General features: G+C 36.8%; 23 protein-coding genes. 17 read left to right on the forward strand and 6 right to left on the reverse strand.

The annotated features are described in order from the left end of the window. Positions 1 to 126 precede the first annotated feature (126 nt). From JK139_RS03645 to JK139_RS03670, 6 genes are all read left to right on the forward strand, one after another. A complete protein-coding gene (locus JK139_RS03645; RefSeq protein ID WP_218330610.1) occupies positions 127 to 807 on the forward strand; it encodes a metal-dependent hydrolase in 681 nt (226 codons plus the stop codon). 259 nt (positions 808 to 1,066) lie between these two features. Then, on the forward strand, positions 1,067 to 1,867 hold the full coding sequence (locus JK139_RS03650; protein ID WP_218330611.1) for a ParA family protein: 801 nt from the start codon (positions 1,067 to 1,069) through the stop codon (positions 1,865 to 1,867). A 54-nt stretch (positions 1,868 to 1,921) separates the two neighbouring features. Then, a complete protein-coding gene (locus JK139_RS03655) occupies positions 1,922 to 2,845 on the forward strand; it encodes a ParB/RepB/Spo0J family partition protein (RefSeq protein WP_218330612.1) in 924 nt (307 codons plus the stop codon). A gap of 41 nt (positions 2,846 to 2,886) precedes the next feature. Then, complete coding sequence (locus JK139_RS03660) at positions 2,887 to 3,510, forward strand: DUF5683 domain-containing protein (protein WP_218330613.1); 624 nt, start codon at positions 2,887 to 2,889, stop codon at positions 3,508 to 3,510. 33 nt (positions 3,511 to 3,543) lie between these two features. Then, positions 3,544 to 4,263: a 4-hydroxy-tetrahydrodipicolinate reductase gene (gene dapB, locus JK139_RS03665; RefSeq protein ID WP_218330614.1), complete on the forward strand. Its 720-nt coding sequence runs from the start codon at positions 3,544 to 3,546 to the stop codon at positions 4,261 to 4,263. A 372-nt stretch (positions 4,264 to 4,635) separates the two neighbouring features. Then, positions 4,636 to 5,049, forward strand: a complete 414-nt coding sequence (locus JK139_RS03670; protein WP_218330615.1) for an RrF2 family transcriptional regulator — start codon at positions 4,636 to 4,638, stop codon at positions 5,047 to 5,049. Between the two features lie 140 nt (positions 5,050 to 5,189). Here the strand turns inward: JK139_RS03670 and JK139_RS03675 are convergent, their stop codons facing one another. Beyond that, positions 5,190 to 6,137, reverse strand: coding sequence for an NAD-dependent epimerase/dehydratase family protein (locus tag JK139_RS03675; protein ID WP_218330616.1), 948 nt, complete (start codon positions 6,135 to 6,137; stop codon positions 5,190 to 5,192). 83 nt (positions 6,138 to 6,220) lie between these two features. Between JK139_RS03675 and kdsA the strand changes: the two genes are divergently transcribed. Beyond that, positions 6,221 to 7,054, forward strand: a complete 834-nt coding sequence (kdsA, locus tag JK139_RS03680; RefSeq protein WP_228733106.1) for a 3-deoxy-8-phosphooctulonate synthase — start codon at positions 6,221 to 6,223, stop codon at positions 7,052 to 7,054. 17 nt (positions 7,055 to 7,071) lie between these two features. Here kdsA and JK139_RS03685 read toward each other — a convergent pair whose 3' ends face one another. Further along, complete coding sequence (locus tag JK139_RS03685; protein ID WP_228733107.1) at positions 7,072 to 7,302, reverse strand: PspC domain-containing protein; 231 nt, start codon at positions 7,300 to 7,302, stop codon at positions 7,072 to 7,074. 186 nt (positions 7,303 to 7,488) lie between these two features. Between JK139_RS03685 and JK139_RS03690 the strand changes: the two genes are divergently transcribed. The 8 genes from JK139_RS03690 to JK139_RS03725 all read left to right on the forward strand — a co-directional run bounded on the left by JK139_RS03690 (position 7,489) and on the right by JK139_RS03725 (position 14,769). Next, positions 7,489 to 9,759, forward strand: a complete 2,271-nt coding sequence (locus tag JK139_RS03690) for an aconitate hydratase (RefSeq protein ID WP_218330617.1) — start codon at positions 7,489 to 7,491, stop codon at positions 9,757 to 9,759. Positions 9,760 to 10,020: 261 nt separating this feature from the next. After that, positions 10,021 to 10,374, forward strand: a complete 354-nt coding sequence (rpsF, locus tag JK139_RS03695; RefSeq protein ID WP_218330618.1) for a 30S ribosomal protein S6 — start codon at positions 10,021 to 10,023, stop codon at positions 10,372 to 10,374. Between the two features lie 3 nt (positions 10,375 to 10,377). Next, entirely contained in the window at positions 10,378 to 10,641 is a 264-nt protein-coding gene (rpsR, locus tag JK139_RS03700; RefSeq protein WP_068247180.1) for a 30S ribosomal protein S18, read from the forward strand. Between the two features lie 85 nt (positions 10,642 to 10,726). Beyond that, positions 10,727 to 11,173 carry a 50S ribosomal protein L9 gene (gene rplI / locus JK139_RS03705; RefSeq protein ID WP_218330619.1) on the forward strand — a complete coding sequence of 149 codons (447 nt, stop codon included), beginning with the start codon at positions 10,727 to 10,729 and terminating at the stop codon, positions 11,171 to 11,173. Between the two features lie 227 nt (positions 11,174 to 11,400). Continuing rightward, positions 11,401 to 11,796 carry an RNA recognition motif domain-containing protein gene (locus JK139_RS03710; protein WP_074420477.1) on the forward strand — a complete coding sequence of 132 codons (396 nt, stop codon included), beginning with the start codon at positions 11,401 to 11,403 and terminating at the stop codon, positions 11,794 to 11,796. A gap of 155 nt (positions 11,797 to 11,951) precedes the next feature. Further along, positions 11,952 to 12,827, forward strand: coding sequence for a carbon-nitrogen hydrolase (locus JK139_RS03715; protein WP_074420478.1), 876 nt, complete (start codon positions 11,952 to 11,954; stop codon positions 12,825 to 12,827). After that, complete coding sequence (locus JK139_RS03720; protein ID WP_074420479.1) at positions 12,827 to 13,870, forward strand: agmatine deiminase family protein; 1,044 nt, start codon at positions 12,827 to 12,829, stop codon at positions 13,868 to 13,870. Before JK139_RS03715 ends, JK139_RS03720 begins: the two co-directional genes overlap by 1 nt. Positions 13,871 to 13,893: 23 nt before the next feature. Continuing rightward, positions 13,894 to 14,769, forward strand: a complete 876-nt coding sequence (locus JK139_RS03725) for an aldo/keto reductase (protein ID WP_074420480.1) — start codon at positions 13,894 to 13,896, stop codon at positions 14,767 to 14,769. Between the two features lies 1 nt (position 14,770). Here JK139_RS03725 and JK139_RS03730 read toward each other — a convergent pair whose 3' ends face one another. Beyond that, on the reverse strand, positions 14,771 to 17,242 hold the full coding sequence (locus JK139_RS03730) for a bifunctional YncE family protein/alkaline phosphatase family protein (RefSeq protein WP_074420481.1): 2,472 nt from the start codon (positions 17,240 to 17,242) through the stop codon (positions 14,771 to 14,773). Between the two features lie 1,212 nt (positions 17,243 to 18,454). Between JK139_RS03730 and JK139_RS03735 the strand changes: the two genes are divergently transcribed. Then, positions 18,455 to 18,688, forward strand: a complete 234-nt coding sequence (locus JK139_RS03735; protein WP_218330620.1) for a hypothetical protein — start codon at positions 18,455 to 18,457, stop codon at positions 18,686 to 18,688. Positions 18,689 to 18,706: 18 nt separating this feature from the next. Beyond that, complete coding sequence (locus JK139_RS03740; protein ID WP_218330621.1) at positions 18,707 to 18,940, forward strand: hypothetical protein; 234 nt, start codon at positions 18,707 to 18,709, stop codon at positions 18,938 to 18,940. Between the two features lie 64 nt (positions 18,941 to 19,004). On the opposite strand, the gene JK139_RS03745 is transcribed toward JK139_RS03740, so the two are convergent. From JK139_RS03745 to JK139_RS03755, 3 genes are all read right to left on the reverse strand, one after another. Further along, positions 19,005 to 19,433 (reverse strand): PepSY-like domain-containing protein, encoded by a 429-nt coding sequence (locus JK139_RS03745; RefSeq protein WP_074420406.1) that lies wholly within the window; start codon positions 19,431 to 19,433, stop codon positions 19,005 to 19,007. Between the two features lie 39 nt (positions 19,434 to 19,472). Then, positions 19,473 to 22,064, reverse strand: a complete 2,592-nt coding sequence (locus JK139_RS03750) for a DUF5686 and carboxypeptidase-like regulatory domain-containing protein (protein WP_317196291.1) — start codon at positions 22,062 to 22,064, stop codon at positions 19,473 to 19,475. 61 nt (positions 22,065 to 22,125) lie between these two features. Continuing rightward, positions 22,126 to 22,521 carry a hypothetical protein gene (locus tag JK139_RS03755; RefSeq protein WP_075051678.1) on the reverse strand — a complete coding sequence of 132 codons (396 nt, stop codon included), beginning with the start codon at positions 22,519 to 22,521 and terminating at the stop codon, positions 22,126 to 22,128. Between the last annotated feature and the right edge of the window lie 55 nt (positions 22,522 to 22,576).

The following is a 22,576-nucleotide window of genomic DNA, read 5'->3' on the forward strand; positions in this document are numbered from 1 at the left end:
TATTTTTTTAACAGGCAATATTTTGTTCACTAAAGTTTTAATAGCATTGCAACATTGTTTAAACATCTTTCTACTAATTTTGTTAAGCAGATGACATTAAATTTTTAAATGCTTAATAATACAACTATGCAATTTACGTATTACGGACATTCTTGTTTTTTGGTTGAAGTGAAAGGCAAAAAAATTCTTTTCGATCCATTTATTACTTACAATGAATTAGCAAAAAATATTAAGGCAGATGCCATTGAAGCCGATTATATTTTTTTAAGCCATGGCCATGCCGATCATATAGCCGATTGTATTTCCATTGCCACCAAAACAGGAGCAAAAGTGGTTGCAGTTTTTGAAATTCATGAATGGCTCAATAAAAATGGCGTTGCCAATACACACCCCATGAACACAGGCGGCAAATGGCAATTTGATTTTGGAACCGTTAAATGTGTGGTAGCACAACATAGCAGCGCACTGCCCGATGGAACTTATGGCGGCAATCCGATTGGATTTGTTTTTACTACTGATGAAGGTAATTTTTATTATAGCGGCGATACGGCACTTACCTTAGACATGCAACTCATTCCCGGTTGGGCTGCCTTAAATTATGCCATTTTCCCCATTGGAGATAATTTTACCATGGATGTTGCCGATGCGGTAAAAGCAGCCGATTTTGTGCAATGTAAACATATTATAGGCGTACATTATAACACATTCGGTTTTATTAAAATAGACACCGAAGCTGCAAAAATAGCATTTGCCACCGCCGGCAAAACGCTGCATTTACCAGCTATAGGCGAAACCATTCCGCTTTAAACATTCTAATCAATCATAAAATACCAGCCTCTTCCGCAAAAAAGAAGGGTTTTTTTAAGTTTTGGCAACAACCACCACCGCTTATTATGCATCATTCATTTTTTTGCAACCCCGCTATTAAAAAAATTCTAACTGAAAAAACACATCAAAATATGAGAAATTAAATATGAACACATGCAACAGAATACTTTAGATTTGCAATCTTGATAAATTGGGAAATCCTTTCTTATTTTTAATTGCATTTTAAGCAATCAACCCTATGGCGAGAATTATTAGTATTGCAAACCAAAAAGGAGGTGTAGGTAAAACCACTACAGCTATTAATCTGGCTGCCAGTTTTGCAGTTTTAGAGTACAAAACATTATTGGTCGATGCTGATCCACAGGCCAACAGCACTACCGGTGTTGGTTTCGATTTGCATAATATTACCAACAGTTTATACGATTGTATGGTAAATAATGCATCCGCAGAAGATGTGGTTTTGAAAAGTGAAATGCCTTATTTAGATGTTATCCCTTCTCATATTGATTTGGTAGGCGCCGAAATTGAAATGATCAATTACCCCAATCGGGAAAATGTTTTAAAAACAGTTTTAGAACCCATTAAAGAAAAATACGATTTTATTGTTATTGATTGTTCCCCTTCTCTTGGATTGATTACTGTAAATTCATTGGTTGCGGCCGATAGTGTTGCTGTTCCGGTTCAATGCGAATTTTTTGCTTTGGAAGGATTGGGGAAATTATTAAATACCGTAAAAATTGTGCAAAACAGGTTGAATCCGAATTTACAAATAGAAGGCATATTAATGACGATGTATGACGGCCGCTTACGTTTATGCAATCAGGTAGTCAGTGAAGTGAGAAGGCATTTCGACGATTTGGTTTTTTCAACCATTATTCATAGAAATACCAGATTAAGTGAAGCACCCAGTGTAGGCAAACCCGTTATTTTGTACGATGCAGAAAGCAAGGGCTCTGTTAATTATCTGAATTTAGCCAAAGAAATTTTACAAAAAAACGAAATGACCAATATGTCGAACACAGAACGAATAATTGAATAGACCTTTTTACCTGTCATTTCAAAATAACTAATTCATCAGAACACATCATTGATTATGAGTGCACCAAAACAAAATAAAGCTTTATTGGGTAAGGGCATCCGCTCTTTACTGCAAAATATTGATGAAGATTTAAAAAATACAACCGGCCATCTTAAGAACCAGGTAGTTGAACAGGTTACCGGAGTAATGCGCATACCCATTCAGGATATTCAAATCAATCCCAAACAGCCCCGGCGTGATTTTGATGAAAATGCTCTTCAGGAATTAGCAGCTTCAATTAAATTACACGATATCATCCAACCTTTAACAGTATCTAAATTAGCCTCCGGAAAATACCAGCTCATTGCAGGCGAAAGAAGATACAGAGCAAGCAAATTAGCCGGATTAAAAGATGTACCGGTATATATTCGACAGGCTAATGATACAGAATTATTAGAGCTGGCTTTATTAGAGAATTTACAGCGTGAAGATTTAAATGCGATTGAAATTGGCTTAAGCTACAAACGCATGATGGAAGAATTAAATTATACACAGGAGCAGGTAGCCGAAAGAATGGGTAAGGAAAGAAGTACCATCACCAATTATATACGTTTATTAAAATTGCCGCCTGATATTCAGTTGGCAGTAAGAGGCGGTAAAATTAGTATGGGGCATGCAAGAGCATTAATCAATATTGATAGTGTTGATAAACAGCTATTTGTTTTTAATGAAATTAAATCAAAGGAATTAAGTGTGCGCCAAACCGAAGAATTGGTGCGCCAAATGTATAAGGCACAAAACCATCAGGCTGTTAAATCTTCCTCAAAAAACCAATTACCACCGGCTTATAAAAAAATTGAAGATAATTTAGCCTCTCACTTTGGTACCAAAGTTTCGCTGGCACATCAAAAAACAGGGAAAGGAAGTATTACATTGGAATATTATTCTTTACAGGAATTGAATAAAATTTTAGAGCTTATGAATATAAGCGTTAGCTAAAAATGAAGGTAAGCATTACAATATTCGGTATCATTATTTTTTTGAATACTGTATCTACTGCATTCAGCAGGAATGGCAGCAGTTTACCCGGCAGCAACATTCATGAAAAATTTCTGATGGATACTACGGGTGAAAACAACCAGAAAGAGGCCACAGGTCCTATTATCAAAAAAAAACACAATCCAAAAATTGCCACGCTCCGCTCTGCCATATTACCAGGTTTAGGCCAGGCATATAATCGCGAATACTGGAAAATTCCTATTGTTTATGGTGCTTTGGCTATTCCTACCATTACCTATTTATACAACAATACCTGGTACAAACGAACCAGAGATGCATACAACATAAAAATTAATAACGATACTGCTCATTTTGCCAATATTTATCCCATTTTACAAAATGTAGATCCGTCTGCTTTACAAACCTATCGCAACTCATTTAGAAAAGACAGAGACTACTCTATTCTCTGGTTCATGATTTTATGGGGTTTAAATGTAGTAGATGCCACAGTATATGGGCATTTAAAAGATTTTGATGTTAGCAACAATTTAAGTTTACATATTGAACCCACTTATAATCCTATGCTTTCGGCACCGGGATTAAGTTTTACCTTTAGTTTCAGAAATAAACACAATATTTTAAAACCATTACCCGATGTCAGGTAAATGGTATTTGTTTAAACCCCAAGCAATCGAATCATGAAAATTGCATTAATAGGTTATGGTAAAATGGGCCAGGCCATTGAAAAAGTGGCAGTAGCCAAAGGTCATGAAATTGTTCTAAAAATTGATGTAAACAATGCACATGAATTGAATGCAGCACATTTACAGAAAGCAGATGTTGCGATTGAGTTCACGGGCCCGCACAGCGCCTTCAGCAATGTAATGCAATGCATCAACAGCGGCACACCGGTAGTTTGTGGTTCAACCGGCTGGTTAGCAAAATGGCATGCAATAGAAGCGGCTTGTATACAACAAAAAGGTTCATTAATTTATGCCAGCAACTTCAGTATAGGCGTTAATCTGTTTTTTGAATTAAATAAATTTCTGGCACATTTAATGAAACAGCATCCGGAATATGAAGTAACTATTACAGAAATTCATCATACACAAAAAAAAGATGCACCCAGCGGTACAGCTATTTCATTGGCAGAACAAATTATGCAGGAAATACCATCGAAAAAAAAATGGGTTAATACCATTACAAACCTCGCAGATGAATTAAGTATCATTTCAGAGCGAATTGATCCTGCACCCGGCACACACAAAATTTTGTACCACTCAACAATTGATGATATTGAAATTGTACATACCGCACATAGCCGAATGGGCTTTGCCGACGGAGCAGTTTTGGCTGCCGAATTTTTGATAGGTAAACAGGGAATTTTTACAATGAAAGATGTATTAGGGTTACATTAAAACCGCTTACATGTTTTTTGAATCAGAAAAACAACTTCCTTTCTTGTAGCAATCAATACAAACTAACGTATTGTGCTATTAAGCTCTGAAAAGCTTACTGGGCATAAGTTTCAATAAAATTGGCTCAACAGCCATTAGTTATACAGAGTTTACTGAAACACCATTAGGCAATAAGTTTCAAACGAAAACTGATTTTAATAGTACAACACATTACAAACTACTCAACATTTAGCATGGTGATTGTTATTCTATTATCATGAATTTACAAATGCATAACAATAAAATAACTACATTTAACAGCATGTTGAAAAAGCAAAATAGTTCACGATATTCGTTAAAAGTTTTAACATTGAATATAAAATAACCCTGAGTATGCTGTCTAAAAAAACACAATATGCTTTTAAAGCACTGATTTATCTTGCACAACATCAGGATAATGATCCTGTTTTAATTGCAGAAATTTCTAAAAAGAAAAATATTCCAATAAAATTTCTGGAAAACATTCTGCTCGAATTAAAAAAAGTAGGCATTTTAGAAAGTAAGAAAGGCAAGGGTGGTGGCTATTTTTTTAAAAGTCCACCTTCATCCATTCCTTTGGCAAAGGTGATGCGTACTGTGGAGGGGCCTATTGCTTTATTACCTTGTGTAAGTTTAAATTTTTATGAGAAATGTAAAGATTGTGAAGAAGAAGTCTGTGGCCTGAATAGAGTGATGATAGAAGTAAGAGACGCTTCTTTAAAAATTTTAGAAGGTAAAACTGTGGCAGATTTAGCCATGTTGTCATGATAAAAAAAGCAAATATTATTTTTACTCCTGAACATTTTCATTGCCGTCATCGTATCTGCACAGCCCGTACACGAAATAAAACATAGTGATACAACAAAACCTGTATTATTCACTACAGTGTATCAAAATAATTTTTAAAACTAAACATGCGGCAAATTAGCAATCATATCTGCAGTCATTAATTGCAAATTAAAATCGGGTTGCCAGTTCCAATCTTTTCTTGCGGTAGTATCATCAATACTTTGCGGCCAGCTATCGGCAATGGTTTGGCGGTAATCGGGCTGGTATGCAATGGTAAAATCAGGAATAAGTTGCTGAATGGCTGCTGTAATTTCTTTTGGTGAAAAACTCATGGCAGCAACATTATAAGAAGTTCGTACAGTTATTTGATCCTGTGGTGCCTCCATTAAACTTAATGTGGCTTTAATGGCATCGGGCATATACATCATTGGTAAATAAGTGTCTTCTTTCAGAAAACAGGTATATTTTTGTTCTTCAAGTGCACCATGGAAAATTTCAATGGCATAATCAGTTGTACCACCACCCGGGGCAGACTTATAACTGATTAAACCTGGATAACGAAGGCTTCTTACATCAACACCATACCGTTGATGATAATAATTACACCAAAATTCACCTGCGTATTTACTGATACCATAAACAGTAATAGGCTCAATAATGGTTTGTTGCGGACAATTTATTTTTGGTGAAGTAGGTCCAAAAACTGCAATACTGCTTGGCCAGTAAACTTTATGAATTTGCTCCTCCCGAGCAATATCTAAAACATTTAATAACCCCTGCATATTCAGGTTCCAGGCAAGATTTGGATTTTTTTCGCCGGTAGCAGATAAGATAGCCGCCAATAAATAAATCTGTGTAATATTTTGCCGTATTACCTGCACATGCAACATTTCCTTATTCATTACATCTAAACTAACATAAGGCCCTGTACCCTTCAGTAAATCATTTTCTTCCCGTAAATCAGAAGCCACAACATTTACATTGCCATACACTTTTCTTAAAGCAAGGGTTAATTCTACACCTATCTGTCCGCTGGCTCCAATCACCAAAATTTTATCTTTCACCATTTAATTTAAATTTACTAACAATTGTTAGCGCAAAGAAAACAAAAATGCATGTAAGTTCGCATTTCAATAACTCATTTAATTTTATGATGCCTGCATACTTATCTTCTGTATTAAAAAATCAACAATATCATCCACAACAATTTTTTTTAATTGCCGGGCCCTGTGTAGTAGAAAATGAAGAATTGGTAATGGAAGTAGCAGATAAAGTATATAGCACCTGCATAAAATTAGGTATACCTTATATATTCAAGGCCAGTTATCGAAAAGCGAACAGAACCAGTGCTAACTCCTTTACCGGTTTGGGCGATGAAGTTGGATTATCGTTAATTGAAAAAGTAGGTAAAACGTTTGGCTTGCCTACAACATCAGATATTCATGCACATGATGAAGCAGCCGAAGCAGCAAAGTATATAGATATTTTACAAATCCCCGCTTTTCTTTGCCGGCAAACTGATTTATTGCAGTCTGCCGCAGTTACCCATAAAATTATTAATGTAAAAAAAGGACAATTTTTAAGTGGCCCTGCCATGCAGTTTGCAGTTGATAAAATTAAAAAAGCCGGAAACCAACAAATCATGTTAACAGAACGAGGTACTACATTTGGGTATCAGGATTTGGTGGTAGATTACAGAAATATTACCTGGATGAAAGCTTTAGATACACCGGTGATAATGGATTGTACCCATAGTTTACAACAACCAAATCAAACCAGTGGCGTTACCGGCGGTAACCCTGCGTTAATTGAAACCATTGCAAAAGCAGCAATAGCAACCGGGGCAGACGGTTTATTTATTGAAACCCATCCCAACCCGGCAAAGGCGCTTAGTGATGGAGCCAATATGCTGCCACTTCATTTACTGGAAAATTTACTTGAAAAACTGGCCGCTCTGAGGGAAACAGTGGTTAAAATTGGTTAATACAATTGAAAAATATTTTATAAATACTTCAGCGGATTTCTTCTCGCATTGAGAATGTATCGCTTTATATTCATCCAGAAAGCAAGAATCATATATATAATCAGTGGTGAGCCCATGGTTAGAAATGAAATATAAATAAACCACATCCTAATTCTTGAAGTGGCAATACCAAGTTTTTCACCTATTGCTGTGCAAACACCAAAAGCATGCATTTCCATAAACTCACGTAACTTATTCATCAGTTTCATAGTGTTTATTTTAGAAATAAACTTTATGCAATTTACTGTATTTACAAATAGTAACTGCAAAACAATTCATAAAACAGTTTTTTATCGCCTTTTGTTTTATCGTAATTTTGCATTTTTAAAAAACTTGAAACAGTTCACTTTATTAAAGTCATCTCTTTTCATTCATCAAATTATAAAATAGCAATTATGGCATTCGACATTGAAATGATTAGAAAAGTTTACGCTGAAATGCCGGCTAAAATAGCCGCAGCCCGTAAAACTTTAGGCAGACCCTTGACACTGGCAGAAAAAATATTATTTGCACACCTACACTCAGAACAACCTTTAAATAACTTTGAAAGAGGCAAAAGTTATGTTGACTTTGCTCCAGACAGAGTAGCGATGCAGGATGCTACCGCACAAATGGCCCTGTTACAATTTATGCAGGCAGGAAGGCCTAAAGTTGCCGTACCCTCAACAGTACATTGTGATCACTTAATTACAGCACGTGTAGAAGCAAAAGAAGATTTGCAGGTAGCTACTACCGAAAGCAAAGAAGTATATGATTTTTTAGCTTCTGTTTCTAACAAATATGGCATTGGTTTTTGGAAACCCGGTGCCGGAATTATTCACCAGGTGGTTTTAGAAAATTATGCTTTTCCAGGCGGTATGATGATAGGTACTGACTCTCATACTGTAAATGCAGGTGGCTTAGGTATGATTGCAATTGGAGTTGGTGGAGCAGATGCCTGCGATGTGATGGCGGGTTTACCCTGGGAACTGAAATGGCCTAAATTAATTGGCATTAAACTAACCGGAAAATTGAATGGATGGGCCGCACCTAAAGATATTATTCTTAAAGTAGCAGGCATACTAACAGTAAAAGGCGGAACCGGCGCCATTGTTGAATATTTTGGTGAAGGAGCAGCTGCCCTTAGTTGCACCGGAAAAGGAACCATTTGTAATATGGGGGCTGAAATTGGTGCCACCACTTCTACATTTGGTTATGATGATAGCATGAGCCGTTATTTAAAAGCCACCGGCCGCAAAGAAGTAGCTGCAATGGCAGATACCATCAAATCATATTTGAATGCTGATCCGGAAGTATATGAAAATCCCGAAAATTATTTTGATCAGGTGATTGAAATTAATTTAAATGAATTGGAACCGCATTTAAACGGGCCTTTTACACCCGATTTGGCTACACCTGTTTCTAAAATGAAAGAAGCTGCCGCTGCAAACGGATGGCCCACCAAAGTAGAAGTTGGGTTAATTGGCAGCTGTACCAACTCATCATACGAAGACATTAGCAGAGCGGTTAGTTTAGCAAAACAAGTTGCTGATAAACAATTAAAAACAAAAGCAGAATATACAATTACCCCCGGTTCTGAACAAGTAAGATTTACCATTGAAAGAGATGGCTTTTTAGATACATTTGAAAAGATTGGTGCAAAAGTTTTTGCCAATGCCTGCGGGCCTTGTATCGGCATGTGGGATAGAATGGGCGCAGAAAAGCAGGAAAAAAACACCATTGTACATTCATTTAACAGAAACTTTGCCAAACGTGCCGATGGTAACCCCAATACCTATGCTTTTGTGGCTTCGCCTGAAATGGTAACCGCATTAGCCATTGCCGGCGATTTAACTTTTAATCCATTAACAGATTATTTAACGAACGAAAAAGGTGAAAAAGTAAAACTAGACCCTCCGGCAGGCATTGAATTACCCGCCAAAGGTTTTGCGGTAGATGATCCCGGTTATCAGGCACCCGCCGCCGATGGAAGTAAGGTGAACGTTGTGGTTGACCCTCAATCAAAACGTTTACAACTCTTAGCACCTTTCCCGGCATGGGAGGGTACTGATTTAAAGGGATTAAAACTACTCATTAAAGCAAAAGGAAAATGTACCACTGACCATATCTCTATGGCAGGCCCATGGTTAAAATACCGTGGCCATTTAGATAATATTTCCAACAATTTATTAATTGGTGCTATTAACTTTTTTAACGAAAAACCCAATTTGGTAAAAAACCAGTTAACAGGCGCTTACGGCCCCGTTCCCGATACCCAAAGGGCTTATAAAGCAGCTGGTATTGATACCATTGTGGTGGGCGATGAAAATTATGGAGAAGGCTCTTCCCGTGAACATGCCGCCATGGAACCCCGGCATTTAGGTGTACGTGTAGTTTTAACCAAATCATTTGCCCGGATTCATGAAACCAACCTAAAAAAACAGGGCATGCTGGCATTAACTTTTGCTAATAAAAACGATTACGACAAAATTGCTGAAAATGATACCATTGATATTATTGGTTTAACCGAATTTGAACCCGGTAAGCCTTTAACCATAGTTTTACATCATGCAGATGGCAGTTCAGAAGCAATTATTGCCAACCATACCTACAATCAGCAACAGATTGAATGGTTTAAAGCTGGGGCTGCTTTAAATATCATCCGCAAACAAGTAGCCGGGAAATAAATAGGTTGATCAATTCAATTAAAAAAAGAGGAGCGCTGAGCAATAGGCGCTCTTTTTTTTATTTCATCCGCATTGATCGGATCAATGTATGAATAACTTAGCCTTCCAAGAGCATATCTACACTTATTTTAAAAAACAGTTTCTTATTTTAACCATAAACACTTACTTTTGCAGCCCCAATTCTGTTTTGGCAGAATCATACTTTCAAAAGGAAGTTTGTCCATTGGGTAAAAACCAATTTAAACAATTAAAAAAAGGGTAATGAACAATTACGAATTAATGATCATTTTTACCCCGGTACTTTCAGAAGATGATTTTAAATCAGCACAAAAAAAGTATACGGAACTGGTAACCGAAAATGGCGGCACCATTGTGCACAGCAATCCCTGGGGATTGAAATCACTGGCTTATCCCATTCAGAAAAAAACAACGGGTATTTATTGGGTATTAGAATATACCGCCAATCCCGGTTTCAATGAAAAATTGAAAATTCAAATGTTACGTGATGAGCAAATCATGCGTCACATGATTACAAAACTCGATAAAAACGCCGTCGAGTACAACTATGTAAAAAGAAATGGCGGATTTAAAATAACCGAAAAAATGGAGGGATAAACCATGGCAAAGAATGAAATTAAATACCTTACCGCCATTAAACAGGAAAAACCCAAAAAGAAATTCTGCCGGTTTAAAAAATATGGCATTAAATACGTTGATTATAAAGATGTTGAATTTTTAAAGAAATTCATCAATGAACAAGGTAAAATGTTGCCCAAACGCTTATCAGGCAATTCTTTAAAATACCAGCGTAAAGTAGGTGATGCCATTAAAAAAGCACGCCAAATGGCCTTATTACCATACGTAACCGATCTCTTAAAATAAAATTTCTTAGTAACCTCCCTAACCTCTGTAAAATTGAATGAGGGACAGTTTCATCAACTGGGTAAAGGGAACTAAATTCAATAATATGCAAGTTATTTTAATTCAGGATGTAGATAATTTAGGAGGCAAAAACGAGTTAGTAGCTGTTAAAAACGGTTATGCCCGCAATTACCTTATTCCTCAAAAATTAGCAGTAGAGGCTAGTCCTTCCAATTTAAAACAATTAGAAGAACGCTTAAAAGTACAGACCAAAAAAGAAACAGCTATGCTGGCTGAAATTCATAAGGTTACTGAAGTACTGAAATCATCTCCAGTAAAAATTGGCGTAAAAACCGGTACCAGTGGCAAAATTTTTGGAACGGTTACTGCTTTACAAATTACCAGCGCCATTCGCAACCAAAAAGGATATGAAATTGATCGCAGAAGAATTCATATTGTATCAGAAGTGAAAGAAATTGGCCTGCACAAAGCATCGATCGATTTTGGCAATGGCAACCTTGCAGAAATTGAATTTGATGTGGTAGCTGAGTAAAACAGCCTTTTCACCATATTTTAAACCGTAGCAAGTGCTGCGGTTTTTTTGTGCCCATCCACCACAAACCCACTTATTTAAAAAAAAATTGGGGAACCAAATAAAAAAATTATCTTCGTTTGTCCAATGACCAGTTCTTCCATTTCTCTAGAAGGTTTTCACGTAAATGCTTCAGGGCTTTTGGTTACTGTTTTCATCATTGGTATCACTTAACTTAATTTTTTAAAATGAACATTTACGTTGGAAATTTGAACTGGAACATGACCAGTGAAGACCTGCAAGAACTTTTTGCGCCTTATGGCGAAGTTACCTCAGCAAAAATCGTAACAGACAAATTCAATAACAACCGCAGCAAAGGTTTCGGTTTTGTTGAAATGCCTGATGACGAAGCTGCAAGAACTGCTATCAGTGCATTACATGACACAGATGTGCAGGATCGCAAAATCGTTGTAAACGAATCTACCCCTCGCCCTGAAGGCGAAAGAAAAAGCGGTGGCTTTAAGAAAAGCTACGGCGGTGGCGGCGGAAGCCGCGGTGGTGGATTTGGTGGTAACCGTGGCGGAAGCGGCGGTGGCTACAATCGCGATCGCGGTGGTAACGGTGGTGGATATAACAGATATTAATACCCGCAGTTCTTCTTACCTCAAAACAATTCAATCCCATTCCAAATATGAACGGAATGGGATTTTTATGTAGCATAACCTTATGGTTAAAATATCAGCATTCCTTCGTATTTACGCGTTTCAACCGTTATTTTTGCATTGAAAAATTTTTGAGCATGTCAATTGTAAATGTAGGACTGGCACAAATGAGCTGCACCAAAGAAAAACAATCCAATTTATTAAAAGCTATTGAACAAATAAAAGTTGCAGCTGCCAAAGGCGCTCAAATAGTTTGTTTACAGGAATTATTCACTTCACTATATTTCTGTGATGTAGAAGATTATGATAACTTTCTTTTGGCAGAAAATATTCCGGGGCCATCCACCGATGCATTATCAACTGTAGCAAAAAAATTGAATGTGGTAATAATAGCCTCCTTATTTGAAAAAAGAACACAGGGAATATATCATAATACCACTGCTATTATTGATGCTGATGGCACTTATTTAGGTAAGTACCGTAAAATGCATATACCAGACGACCCTGCTTATTATGAAAAATTCTATTTCACGCCAGGCGATTTGGGTTATAAAACCTTCAAAACAAAATATGCTACCATTGGGGTACTGATTTGCTGGGATCAATGGTATCCGGAAGCAGCCCGTATTACCAGTTTAATGGGGGCAGAAATACTCTTCTATCCTACTGCTATTGGTTGGGCTTCGGCACAAGATGAAGCTACAAATATTGAGCAATTTAATGCCTGGCAAACCATGCAAAAAAGCCATGCAATTGCCAATGGAGTGCATGTAGTATGTGTGAACAGAGTAGGTACAGAACAAAATGGATTAATGAAATTTTGGGGTGGTTCATTTGTTTGTAACCCATTCGGCACCATACTTCAGCAGGCATCGCATGATCATGAAGAAGTAATGGTAGTGCCTATTCATCTTGAAAAAACAGATAGCTATCGAGTACACTGGCCTTTTATGAGAGATAGACGAATCGATTCTTATCAACCCATTACAAAAAGATTTATAGACGAACCATAATGGAACAGACAACCCCGCAACAACAAGGCTATTTTTTCCCCGCCGAATGGCACCCACACAGGGCTACATGGCTTAGCTGGCCACATAAAGAAGCCAGTTGGCCCGGAAAAATAGATGCTATCTATTCGCCCTATGCACAATTTATAAAAGCAGTATCGGCAGGAGAAAGAGTGTGTATTAATGTGGCTGATGGAAAGATGGAACAATTTGCCGCAGAAATTTTACAACAGGCTTCAGTTGATCTTTCGATGATCGACTTTTTTCATCATCCTACCAACGATGCCTGGTGCCGCGATCACGGCCCCGCATTTCTGTTACACCGTACTGAACAAAAAAAAGCCATTGTTGACTGGAATTATAATGCCTGGGGCAACAAATACCCACCCTATGATTTGGATGATATTATTCCAACTCGCATTGCGGAAAAATTAGGATTACCAGTTTTTTATCCGGGTATTGTTATGGAAGGCGGTTCAGTAGATTTTAATGATGCAGGTACGCTAATTACCTCAGCTGCCTGCTTACTCAATAAAAATAGAAACCCACAATTATCAAAAACTGACATAGAAAAATATTTGCATGAATATTATGGGGTGGAGCAAATTTTATGGGTTGATGAAGGAATTGTTGGAGATGATACCGACGGGCATATTGATGATACTGTTCGATTTATAAATACCGATACCGTTGTTACTGTTGTGGAAGAAAATAAAAATGATGAAAATTATGCATTGCTGCAACATAACCTTAAACAATTGCAACAAATGCGATTATTGAATGGCAAACAACTAAATATTGTTGAATTACCCATGCCATTACCTGTTATTTATGAATCGCAAAGATTGCCTGCTTCCTATGCCAATTTTTATATTGCAAACAAAGCGGTTATTGTGCCTACATATCGAAATAAAAATGATGAAAAAGCATTTGATATTTTATCACAGTTATTCCCTGATCGGGCTGTTATCGGAATCGATTCAGCAGATGTTATATGGGGCCTGGGTAGCTGGCATTGTTTAAGTCAGCAAGAACCTACTAATTAATTTTATACTTAATAACAATAGCTATGCCTACAATAAAAGCACCAATAGCCGGTTGTATGCGCTGGGGGAAATGGGGCGCTGATTTTTCATTTACCGATTATAGTAATGTTATTGAAGCCTGTATTGAAGCAGGTATTACCAGTTTTGATCATGCAGATATATATGGAGATTATACAACTGAGGCTGCATTTGGCAAGGTGTTACAATCGCAGTCTTCAATAAGAACCAAGATTCAAATTATAACAAAATGTGGCATTGTTTTGCCTAATCCGCAGAGTGGCATTGATGCCATTAAAACCTATAATACAACTGCCAGGCATATTATACAATCTGCAGAGCAATCACTCCTTCATTTTGGAACAGATTACATTGATGTGTTGCTCATTCACCGACCCGATCCTTTAATGCATCCTTTGGAAATTGCAGAAGCAGTACACACATTACAACAACAGGGGAAAATATTGTCATTTGGCGTTTCAAATTTTCTACCCCATCAATTAAAAATGCTTTCAAAATACTTGAAAATTGAATACAACCAAATTGAAGCATCTATTTTACATCTTCATCCTTTTGTGGATGGCACTTTAGATGCGTGTATTGAACACAATATTACACCAATGGCCTGGTCGCCTTTAGGGGGTGGATTAATTAATGATGACAATCATCCCCGATATAGAAGTATTATTCAGGTGGCAACCACCATTGCAACAAGATTCAATACAGGAGCGAATGAAATTTTAATTGCCTGGTTGCACAAACATCCCTCAGGTATTTTACCGGTTGTAGGTACTACTAAAATGGAAAGATTAATTCAGGCAAAAAATGCCGCCTCCATTCAACTCACCAATGAAGATTGGTTCCGGTTATGGGTAGCAGCAAGGGGTGAGGAAATTGCCTGATTTAATCAGCATCTTTTTTCCCGGAATCTGGTATCAAGACAAATGCAGCACGCATTGGTTTTGGAACAGTGGTATGTAACCCTTTTATTCCTTTCCAAAGCACTTCATTAAATGCTTCTTCAGGCACTCTGTCTTCTTTGGTAAAATCAAAATGCTGGCTCATCATTGATAACCTGTTCTTATGAACATTTATTTCATCCAAATCTACGTTTGAAGGAATGTGCTGATAAGGCGTATAATTAGCCTGATTGGTAAACGAGCGCCACAATGGTGTAGCAGCCGCATCATACTGCGACATAGGTGGTAAACCTAATATTAATTCAATGGTTCTTAATACAGAACTGGTTGAATACATGGTATGATCAACAAATCCTCTTTTAATAAAGGGGCTGATTACATAAACAGGCGCCCGATGCGCATCTACATGATCGGGTCCATTTTGTGCATCATCTTCTACAATAAATACTACAGATTGATTCCAGACAGCACTATGCGATAAATGCTCAATAAATAAACCCACTGCTAAATCGTTATCAGCCACATGAGCAAATGGGGAAGGCCTGCCTAATTTCATACCTTCAGTATGATCGGTAATAAGCCTTAAAGTATTGAATTGTGGTAATTGATGAATAGCTACTAACGAATCAAAATCTCTTTTCCACTGAGTCACCCGGCTGGTATCTCTAACATACATATCCCAACCTGTAAAATATGGGCAAATATGGTTTTTTAGCACCGGGATGTTAGGTTTATAATCATCTGCAAATTCACCATAAGTTCGGTAACTGATGCCTTGTTTTTTACACCAGCTCCATATAAATCCATTTTTATTATTAGCAATAGGTCTTTTACCTTCCGCATCATAGGAACCACCTCTACCGCCATAGCTGGTTGGCCATGTTTTTTCCAGATAATCGTTGGCATAAGCACCTAAACTCCAGTTATGTCCATCGGCACTTACTTCTGCATCACAATAAAAATTATCTAATAAAACAAATTGTCTGGCCAATGCATGCTGGTTAGGCGTAATTTTTTCACCGAATAAAACCAATGACGTATCTCCATTGCCTTCTGGCATATCACCCAGTACCTGATCATAAGTACGATTTTCTTTAATAATATAAAAAACATACTTAATAGGGGAAGTATCACCAACCTTTGCAGGAATAGGGTTACCGGCCTCACCCTCGGCATGTAATTCTTTATACTTATTATAGGGTGTATTTTGATATACCTGTTGTGAATACAGTGCCAATAATGCTTTATCAGGTTCAGGAATAATACTCAGGCTACCTTTAAACATTCCTGCAATATATTCAACAGGTCCTTTTACTGTATTATCGGCTTTATGATACCATACACTTTCACTTTTAGAAGCAGGATTGGGGCCTAAAGGATTCGCAAAAGATTGTAAACCTTTCCCGTTCGTAACAAAAATATTTTTGCCAATTACTTTTACATTGGTAGGATACCACCCAACAGGAATAAAACCTTTAGAAAAACTTTTTCCGGGAATAGCAACATCAAACACTGCAAGACAATTGTTATCTGCATTTGCAACATATAAAGTATGACCATCTTCCGACAAAGCAACACCGTTGGTAGTTGACCCCGTTGGTGCATTCGGATACAATGCAGTGTTGAGCGTTTCAATTACTTGATGTAAGTTTGTATTAATAACGGATACGGTATTATCATCCGCATTTGCTACAAAAAGATATTTTCCGCTGTGCGATAAAACCATTTCATTAGGATGACTGCCTACATGAATACTGTCTGTAATTTTTTGTTTCAAAGTATTGTAACAGAGAATTTTTTCTCCACCCCATACACTGATATACAATTTATTCTTTTTAGGAGAAAATAAACAGGTATAAGCTTCAGCACCTAATGGAAGTTTTGAAAGAATGGTATTTTTTTGTAAATCAATGATATAGAGGCTATTGTTTTCTTTGGTAACAACATACAATTGATGCTGTTGATGATCAACAGCTATGCCTGCCGGTGAAACTTTTACCGGCCATTTTTTATCTAAAATAATAGAGTCATGTAAGTGCAGTTTACTATTATTGATTTTGTAAACCAAAATACGATTATCATTTCCGCCGGATACGTATAGATACTGATCATTTTTACCAAATACAAGGCCATACCAACTTTTGGGAATGGTTACACTATCTAATCTTAATTGCTGTTGAGCATCAAATAATTCAATGGATTGTGTGCTTTGTCCATTATTGGTTACTGCCAAATATTTTTTTGAAGTACTAACAGCCATATTCAAAGGCAAATCGTCCAAAGATAATTGTTTACCGGCGGGGGTTAAGCTCCATCCATTGGGTAGCATAGTTTTAGTACCGGGCAAACTAACCTGTTGTGAAAACAAGGACGAGCCATACAACATAGCAACAAACATTAAAATACGATAGCGCATCATGGTATGTTTTAAAAATAAAGTTATGAAAGATTTCATAAACCTTGGTTTAAGGAATTATGAAATGCCATATTATTGGAATACTTCAAATTTTTAGAGTGATTGAATATATTGCCTACAACGGTTTCGCATTGGCGATATGGCGACATTAGAATTCCGTACTTCAGTTTTGCTTTTGTCAATTAATTACAAATAAATATACTATTATAAATTTTCTTTTTTTGCTACTTTTTTCTTTTAGTATACAGTCCGGAAACAATGATAAAAAATACAAAAGTTCATTATTTATGCTAAAGATCAGCATTCTTCGTCTGCCGAAACTGAAGCTGATTAGCGATATGCAGCCGATTTTTCTTACGTCGCCACGCTATATATGTCAATGCAATTTTGCAGGCAGGCACTGTTATATTTACTCAAACAAAATTTTGTCAATAAGAAAGAAAGGCTTTTTATTAAATCTTTCAAATCCCTGTATAATTATACTTCTTATGCAAATAATTAATTTAGGCCGCATCGTATTTCAGTTCTTTGAAAGTCTTGGTTTAAATCTGCGGCTAATCTTTATTAACCTATAATTTTATTTTGGTTTTGCGTAGTATATAACAAATTATAAGCATAATTGTCAATATCCTTATAAGGTAAATAAAGTAAAATATTGCTTCCTATTGAAGTAAGCCCGATAGCTGTTTTATAATTTTTAAGTATTAATAATTCCTTTAGAACTTAACTTGTGCATAATGCTTCTTTTCTTCCAATTTAAACGTACACTCGGCGTATGTTTTCAACTACGCCGTACTTTTTTGTGCATTGGCTACTTTACACTTATTCTACCCTCATAAAACGAATGTACAAATTTTACAAATCGTATATCATCATTATTTTGTATAGCACATGCTACTTAGAAAAAGGGCGTAGCACAGCCATATGCCCAGTGTCTTTTCGTTTTTATTTAAATAAACTACGCTGAGTTGAGCTTGCGTGAAAAATTAACCACAGAGAATACACAAAGGGTTACACAGAGTGCACAAAGAAAAGTGCCAATAACCTCTACGAAAATGCCCATCCCCCCACCCTCCTCCCTCCTCCCATACAAGTTCAATTCAACAGCGTTGTACAACGCTGTAAACCCGGAGGTGGGTGGAGTTTGAATGGGCTGTGTTGCGGTTGTTTACCTGCGGATTGTACGGTAAATTTTTGCGGAAAATAACACCAAAAAAATTTGGAAAAGGAGGTTACGGTGTTGTATATTGTATGCAACAAATTGAATATACTATGGCTACCATTTCTAACTGCTTTGTATCGGGTACGTTCAACGGATTAACGTTTTATGTGGTGAACGGTAGGCAATTGGTGCGCACCAAAACTTCTATCAACAAACAACGGTTTTTGAGCGATCCGGCTTTTGCCCGCCTGCGCCAATACAGCGAATGGCTAAAGCTGGCATCACCCATTGCCAGTAAACTATACCGGCAATTACTCCCTTAAAAAGGATTACAACAACGCATGACAGGTAAACTCATTCAATGGCTAAAACAGGGTGTACAGTTGGCGGCGACTGTGCAACGTTTAATAGCTGCTTATTTTCCTGTGCAAGAACCGGTACAGAAACGACATGCCGTTGTATATTGGAAACCGATTGATATGGTACATGGCAATGCTAACAATGCTTTGCAGCAACCCGCTATTGTAAAATGGCCATGGCTTTTTTGGAAAGTGCATGCCGATATGCGTACCTAACAAAAGGGTGGTACCCAATTCATGGCACCATCCTTTATATTGGAATTTCAGACAGATCATCTGTTTATGCTTTCACTGCTTTAATAAAATTGCCGGCAGTATCAAAAATTAAATCCTGACCATTTACTTCGGCTTCGTAATGCACGGTACCATTGGTCTTGGTGATGCGAGAGGCAGCTCTTATTTTATAATTGGTAATTTTATTTTCAAGATACAGCATTACTGCAGGCGGTAATTCAGCTATTGCTATAACCACCTCTGTTTGCAACATATTTCCATTGGCATCAAAGCATATAATGGTTGCTTTTCCATTTTGCTGAAAAGCTGCTTCATAATTAGCATGCTCTTTTTCCCAAAATGGGATAACACCGGGATAATGTTTAAAAAAAGCTGTTTTTACCAATTTAGGAACATCCATTTTATACAATTGTTGCGCAAATAACTTTCCGTTATATAAAACTAAGCATACAAAAAACAGTGTTATTTTTTTCATGACATTTATTTTGTTGTAACACATAAGAATTCAATGATGTTAAAAAGTAAAATGCAGGCTTGCCCTTAACCCAAATGACGGAGTATTGGGCTGATGCAAGTAAGTTAAACGCCAAATGGCATCTAACCTCAACACATGAAATATATTATCGATACCATAACCCACTTCTGTGTAAGGCACACCATCCGGCACTTTAAAATGATAATTGATAGTTTGGTCATTATAAGCATTTGCAATTTTATTGGCTTCTGTCATACTGCCTTCCAATGCCCTTACTGAAAATACACTTCGCCATTTTAAACGGTAAATCAGTGGCAAATGATTAAATGGAAAACCACCCAATTGCTGTTCCGCAAAAAAACTAAGATACCTGTCGCTGGCAAACTCATACCGGTACATATTATTAAAGGCATATTGGTTGTAATAATACGTATCATTACCTTTTGCTACATCTAACAAAACAAGGGGCAACACACCATTCGTAATTCCAGCATTGAAAGCATATTTTAAATCTCCAACACCATGTATCATCAAGTGTTGGGAAATTGAAAAATGATATTTTTGATAGGCTAAATCTGATTGCAGGGCATAAATATTACTGGCAATTCCATTTGTGAAGGTAAATGCAACAATCGGAAATTTACTGCTGATGCTACTGCGTTGAAAAGAAGTAATCACATATTTTTCTTTAAATGCGTAACGTACACCGAAGGATACATTGTTATCCCGGTATCCATCCATCTGCGGATTGGGATCATTCACAAGAATGGGTTTGTAGTTCTGATAAGAGAAATAGGAATTAAACAGCGGACTCAACTGTTGGGTAGCAATCTGAATATGAAAAGAGAGCCCGCTTGCATAAAATTTTTGGTATTGAATCTGGAAAGATTGATTGTCTACCAAATAAATGGCTGAACGGGGTATTCGCAACAACAATGAGCCGAAAAGGCTATTCTCGTTAAGTTCATCTGCATTATCTTTTAAAGGAGAAAAATCTTTTTGCCAGGAAAACCTGAGGGTTTCCCATGCATAATGATTGAATACAAACAGTGTATGGAATGCATATCGGGGTTTCTTGTCTTTCATACCCATTCCTACATATCCGCCTAATTGCACTGTTTTACTGAACAGGGTATTGGTGCGTAAACCCAGGTTAAATCGCTTGCCTTCTATATAGTTGGATGTAAATGATTTATACAGATTTCCAATATCTATTTTACCCATTGGGTAATATCCGGTTGCCAGTGTTTTTAACACATTACTATAGGTTTTAAATTCCGGAATTTGTTTCAGAGCATCTACTTTTTGATATAAATATTTTTTGGAACCATCAAAAGTAAACAGGTCATTATCGGCAGGCAGCATATTGTGCTGTTTGCTGCGTAAACCAACTTCAGGATGTGTAGAAGGTTCCCGAACCAAGGGTATAATGGGCTCATTCACCCGTACATTTTTATAAGCTTCTGTTTGAATGGCTGTAAAACCGGGTTGTTTGTTAGATAACAATTTAAATGAAATACTAGTATTACTTGCAGTTAAAGCATACACTGAATCACGTATTAAACTAAATTGCTGCTGTAAACGTATTTCATCTACCCAGTTCAAATTGGAGCCTTTTGCAGTTACCATACTCATTTCAGCAATGGCATACCGTTTAGCATCTACCCAAACATACCCTTCAAATGTATTACCACCTGCACTTAATGGTGCAAAATTAAGTTTATACAATGTTTGTGATTCTTTCACACTTGTATCGGTAATGGTATAATGATAATGATTGAGTCCATTGGCAGATAGTGGACTGATGAATTGAGCTTTTAAAAGTGTGATGTAATTGTCATAAATATTGATGGGCATTTTAAAATCGTCCATATTTTGAATAATACTTTCATTTTTAATGCCGGATGTTTTTTGTTGATACAGTTGATAGTTTTGCTGATGAGTAGTCAGATTAAATTGATAAGCCCCTATTTGTTCGTGTATAAAAACGGGTATATTCACTGTTGCAGTACCCTGTACTGCACTATCAAAAAAAAATTGTTTAAAAGGCCTCAGCAATTTGCTTTGTATCATTTTATTTGATAAATGATTCACATCAATTTCAATGGCATGATACACATCATACTGCAGGGTATGAAAAAAAACAGGGTTATTGGCAGGTTTATGTTTCATGATTTTTTTAAACAGGCTGATGGCAGGATCATATCCTTTTGGGTAAACAATTACATCCTGTAATGTATTGTTGGTTTCCATTAATGCTACCCTAATTTTTGCAAGTAAATTAACTGGTACCGGATATAAAACAGGCGCATAACCCATGCAGCTAATGCGTAAAGTATCAGGAACAGGTGCATGATACAAATGAAACAAACCCAATGAATCGGTAACTGCCCCTCTTTTTTGATGCAACCATCGAATGGTTGCATTACGAATGGGTTGCTGAGTTAAGCTATCCATAACCTTTCCTTCAACAAAAAAGCCTTGAGCTACAACAGCACTATGGATAAAAAATAGGCATATCCACAAGAAAGTTGCGTATAATATGGTACGGTATTTTTGCATATTTAAAAAAAGTAAATGAAAGCCCTTTAGAAAAAGGGCTTTGGATATATTTCCGGTTATGTGATGCATCGAAACTGTACTATACTATGCCCGGAAAATATATTTTATGTTGGGGGGATGATGAACAAATCTAATCATACTCTGTATCTGTTTCACAAGAACAACCTTCTTTAAATAATTTACCCGGTTGCCCGGTTGAATCTTCATATTGCCCGGTTTGCTCCACTTTTGTTTCTGTATTCAGCAATGCACCGTTAGTAGAAAACAATGCAAGTTGTTGCATACCGTTGATTATAAAGTATGCACAATAGCCTATACTGTCTTTTACATACCATTTTACTGGAATAACTTTTGCATATTTTGCGATAAATGAATCTCTCACTATCACAGGTATGGAATCGGCCGGAACTACCCTGCAAAAATTACTTATTTCATTTTTTTCATGTCCCTCTTTTTTACAGGCAAATAAAAAAAATGCAGCCAGAACAAAAGCGGGTATTAATATTTTGCAAATGGTAAGCCTCATAAAAGTGTTTTCAGGTAAGATGCTGATAATATGAAAATAGTTGGGTTACTTTTTA

It is taken from the genome of Hydrotalea lipotrueae, assembly GCF_019249625.1.
Classification (GTDB): domain Bacteria; phylum Bacteroidota; class Bacteroidia; order Chitinophagales; family Chitinophagaceae; genus Hydrotalea; species Hydrotalea flava.

Bases quoted from the DNA above. Each gene is read 5' to 3' on its own strand.
- JK139_RS03670 (WP_218330615.1), top strand. From the start codon at position 4,636: ATGCTGTCTAAAAAAACACAATATGCTTTTAAAGCACTGATTTATCTT.
- JK139_RS03750 (WP_317196291.1), bottom strand. From the start codon at position 22,064: ATGCATCACATAACCGGAAATATATCCAAAGCCCTTTTTCTAAAGGGC.
- JK139_RS03730 (WP_074420481.1), bottom strand. From the start codon at position 17,242: ATGAAATCTTTCATAACTTTATTTTTAAAACATACCATGATGCGCTAT.
- JK139_RS03675 (WP_218330616.1), bottom strand. From the start codon at position 6,137: ATGGTGAAAGATAAAATTTTGGTGATTGGAGCCAGCGGACAGATAGGT.
- JK139_RS03685 (WP_228733107.1), bottom strand. From the start codon at position 7,302: ATGAAACTGATGAATAAGTTACGTGAGTTTATGGAAATGCATGCTTTT.
- JK139_RS03755 (WP_075051678.1), bottom strand. From the start codon at position 22,521: ATGAGGCTTACCATTTGCAAAATATTAATACCCGCTTTTGTTCTGGCT.
- JK139_RS03740 (WP_218330621.1), top strand. From the start codon at position 18,707: ATGACAGGTAAACTCATTCAATGGCTAAAACAGGGTGTACAGTTGGCG.
- JK139_RS03720 (WP_074420479.1), top strand. From the start codon at position 12,827: ATGGAACAGACAACCCCGCAACAACAAGGCTATTTTTTCCCCGCCGAA.
- JK139_RS03710 (WP_074420477.1), top strand. From the start codon at position 11,401: ATGAACATTTACGTTGGAAATTTGAACTGGAACATGACCAGTGAAGAC.
- JK139_RS03735 (WP_218330620.1), top strand. From the start codon at position 18,455: ATGCAACAAATTGAATATACTATGGCTACCATTTCTAACTGCTTTGTA.
- dapB (WP_218330614.1), top strand. From the start codon at position 3,544: ATGAAAATTGCATTAATAGGTTATGGTAAAATGGGCCAGGCCATTGAA.
- rplI (WP_218330619.1), top strand. From the start codon at position 10,727: ATGCAAGTTATTTTAATTCAGGATGTAGATAATTTAGGAGGCAAAAAC.
- JK139_RS03725 (WP_074420480.1), top strand. From the start codon at position 13,894: ATGCCTACAATAAAAGCACCAATAGCCGGTTGTATGCGCTGGGGGAAA.
- JK139_RS03650 (WP_218330611.1), top strand. From the start codon at position 1,067: ATGGCGAGAATTATTAGTATTGCAAACCAAAAAGGAGGTGTAGGTAAA.
- rpsF (WP_218330618.1), top strand. From the start codon at position 10,021: ATGAACAATTACGAATTAATGATCATTTTTACCCCGGTACTTTCAGAA.
- kdsA (WP_228733106.1), top strand. From the start codon at position 6,221: ATGATGCCTGCATACTTATCTTCTGTATTAAAAAATCAACAATATCAT.
- JK139_RS03645 (WP_218330610.1), top strand. From the start codon at position 127: ATGCAATTTACGTATTACGGACATTCTTGTTTTTTGGTTGAAGTGAAA.
- JK139_RS03655 (WP_218330612.1), top strand. From the start codon at position 1,922: ATGAGTGCACCAAAACAAAATAAAGCTTTATTGGGTAAGGGCATCCGC.
- JK139_RS03745 (WP_074420406.1), bottom strand. From the start codon at position 19,433: ATGAAAAAAATAACACTGTTTTTTGTATGCTTAGTTTTATATAACGGA.
- rpsR (WP_068247180.1), top strand. From the start codon at position 10,378: ATGGCAAAGAATGAAATTAAATACCTTACCGCCATTAAACAGGAAAAA.
- JK139_RS03690 (WP_218330617.1), top strand. From the start codon at position 7,489: ATGGCATTCGACATTGAAATGATTAGAAAAGTTTACGCTGAAATGCCG.
- JK139_RS03715 (WP_074420478.1), top strand. From the start codon at position 11,952: ATGTCAATTGTAAATGTAGGACTGGCACAAATGAGCTGCACCAAAGAA.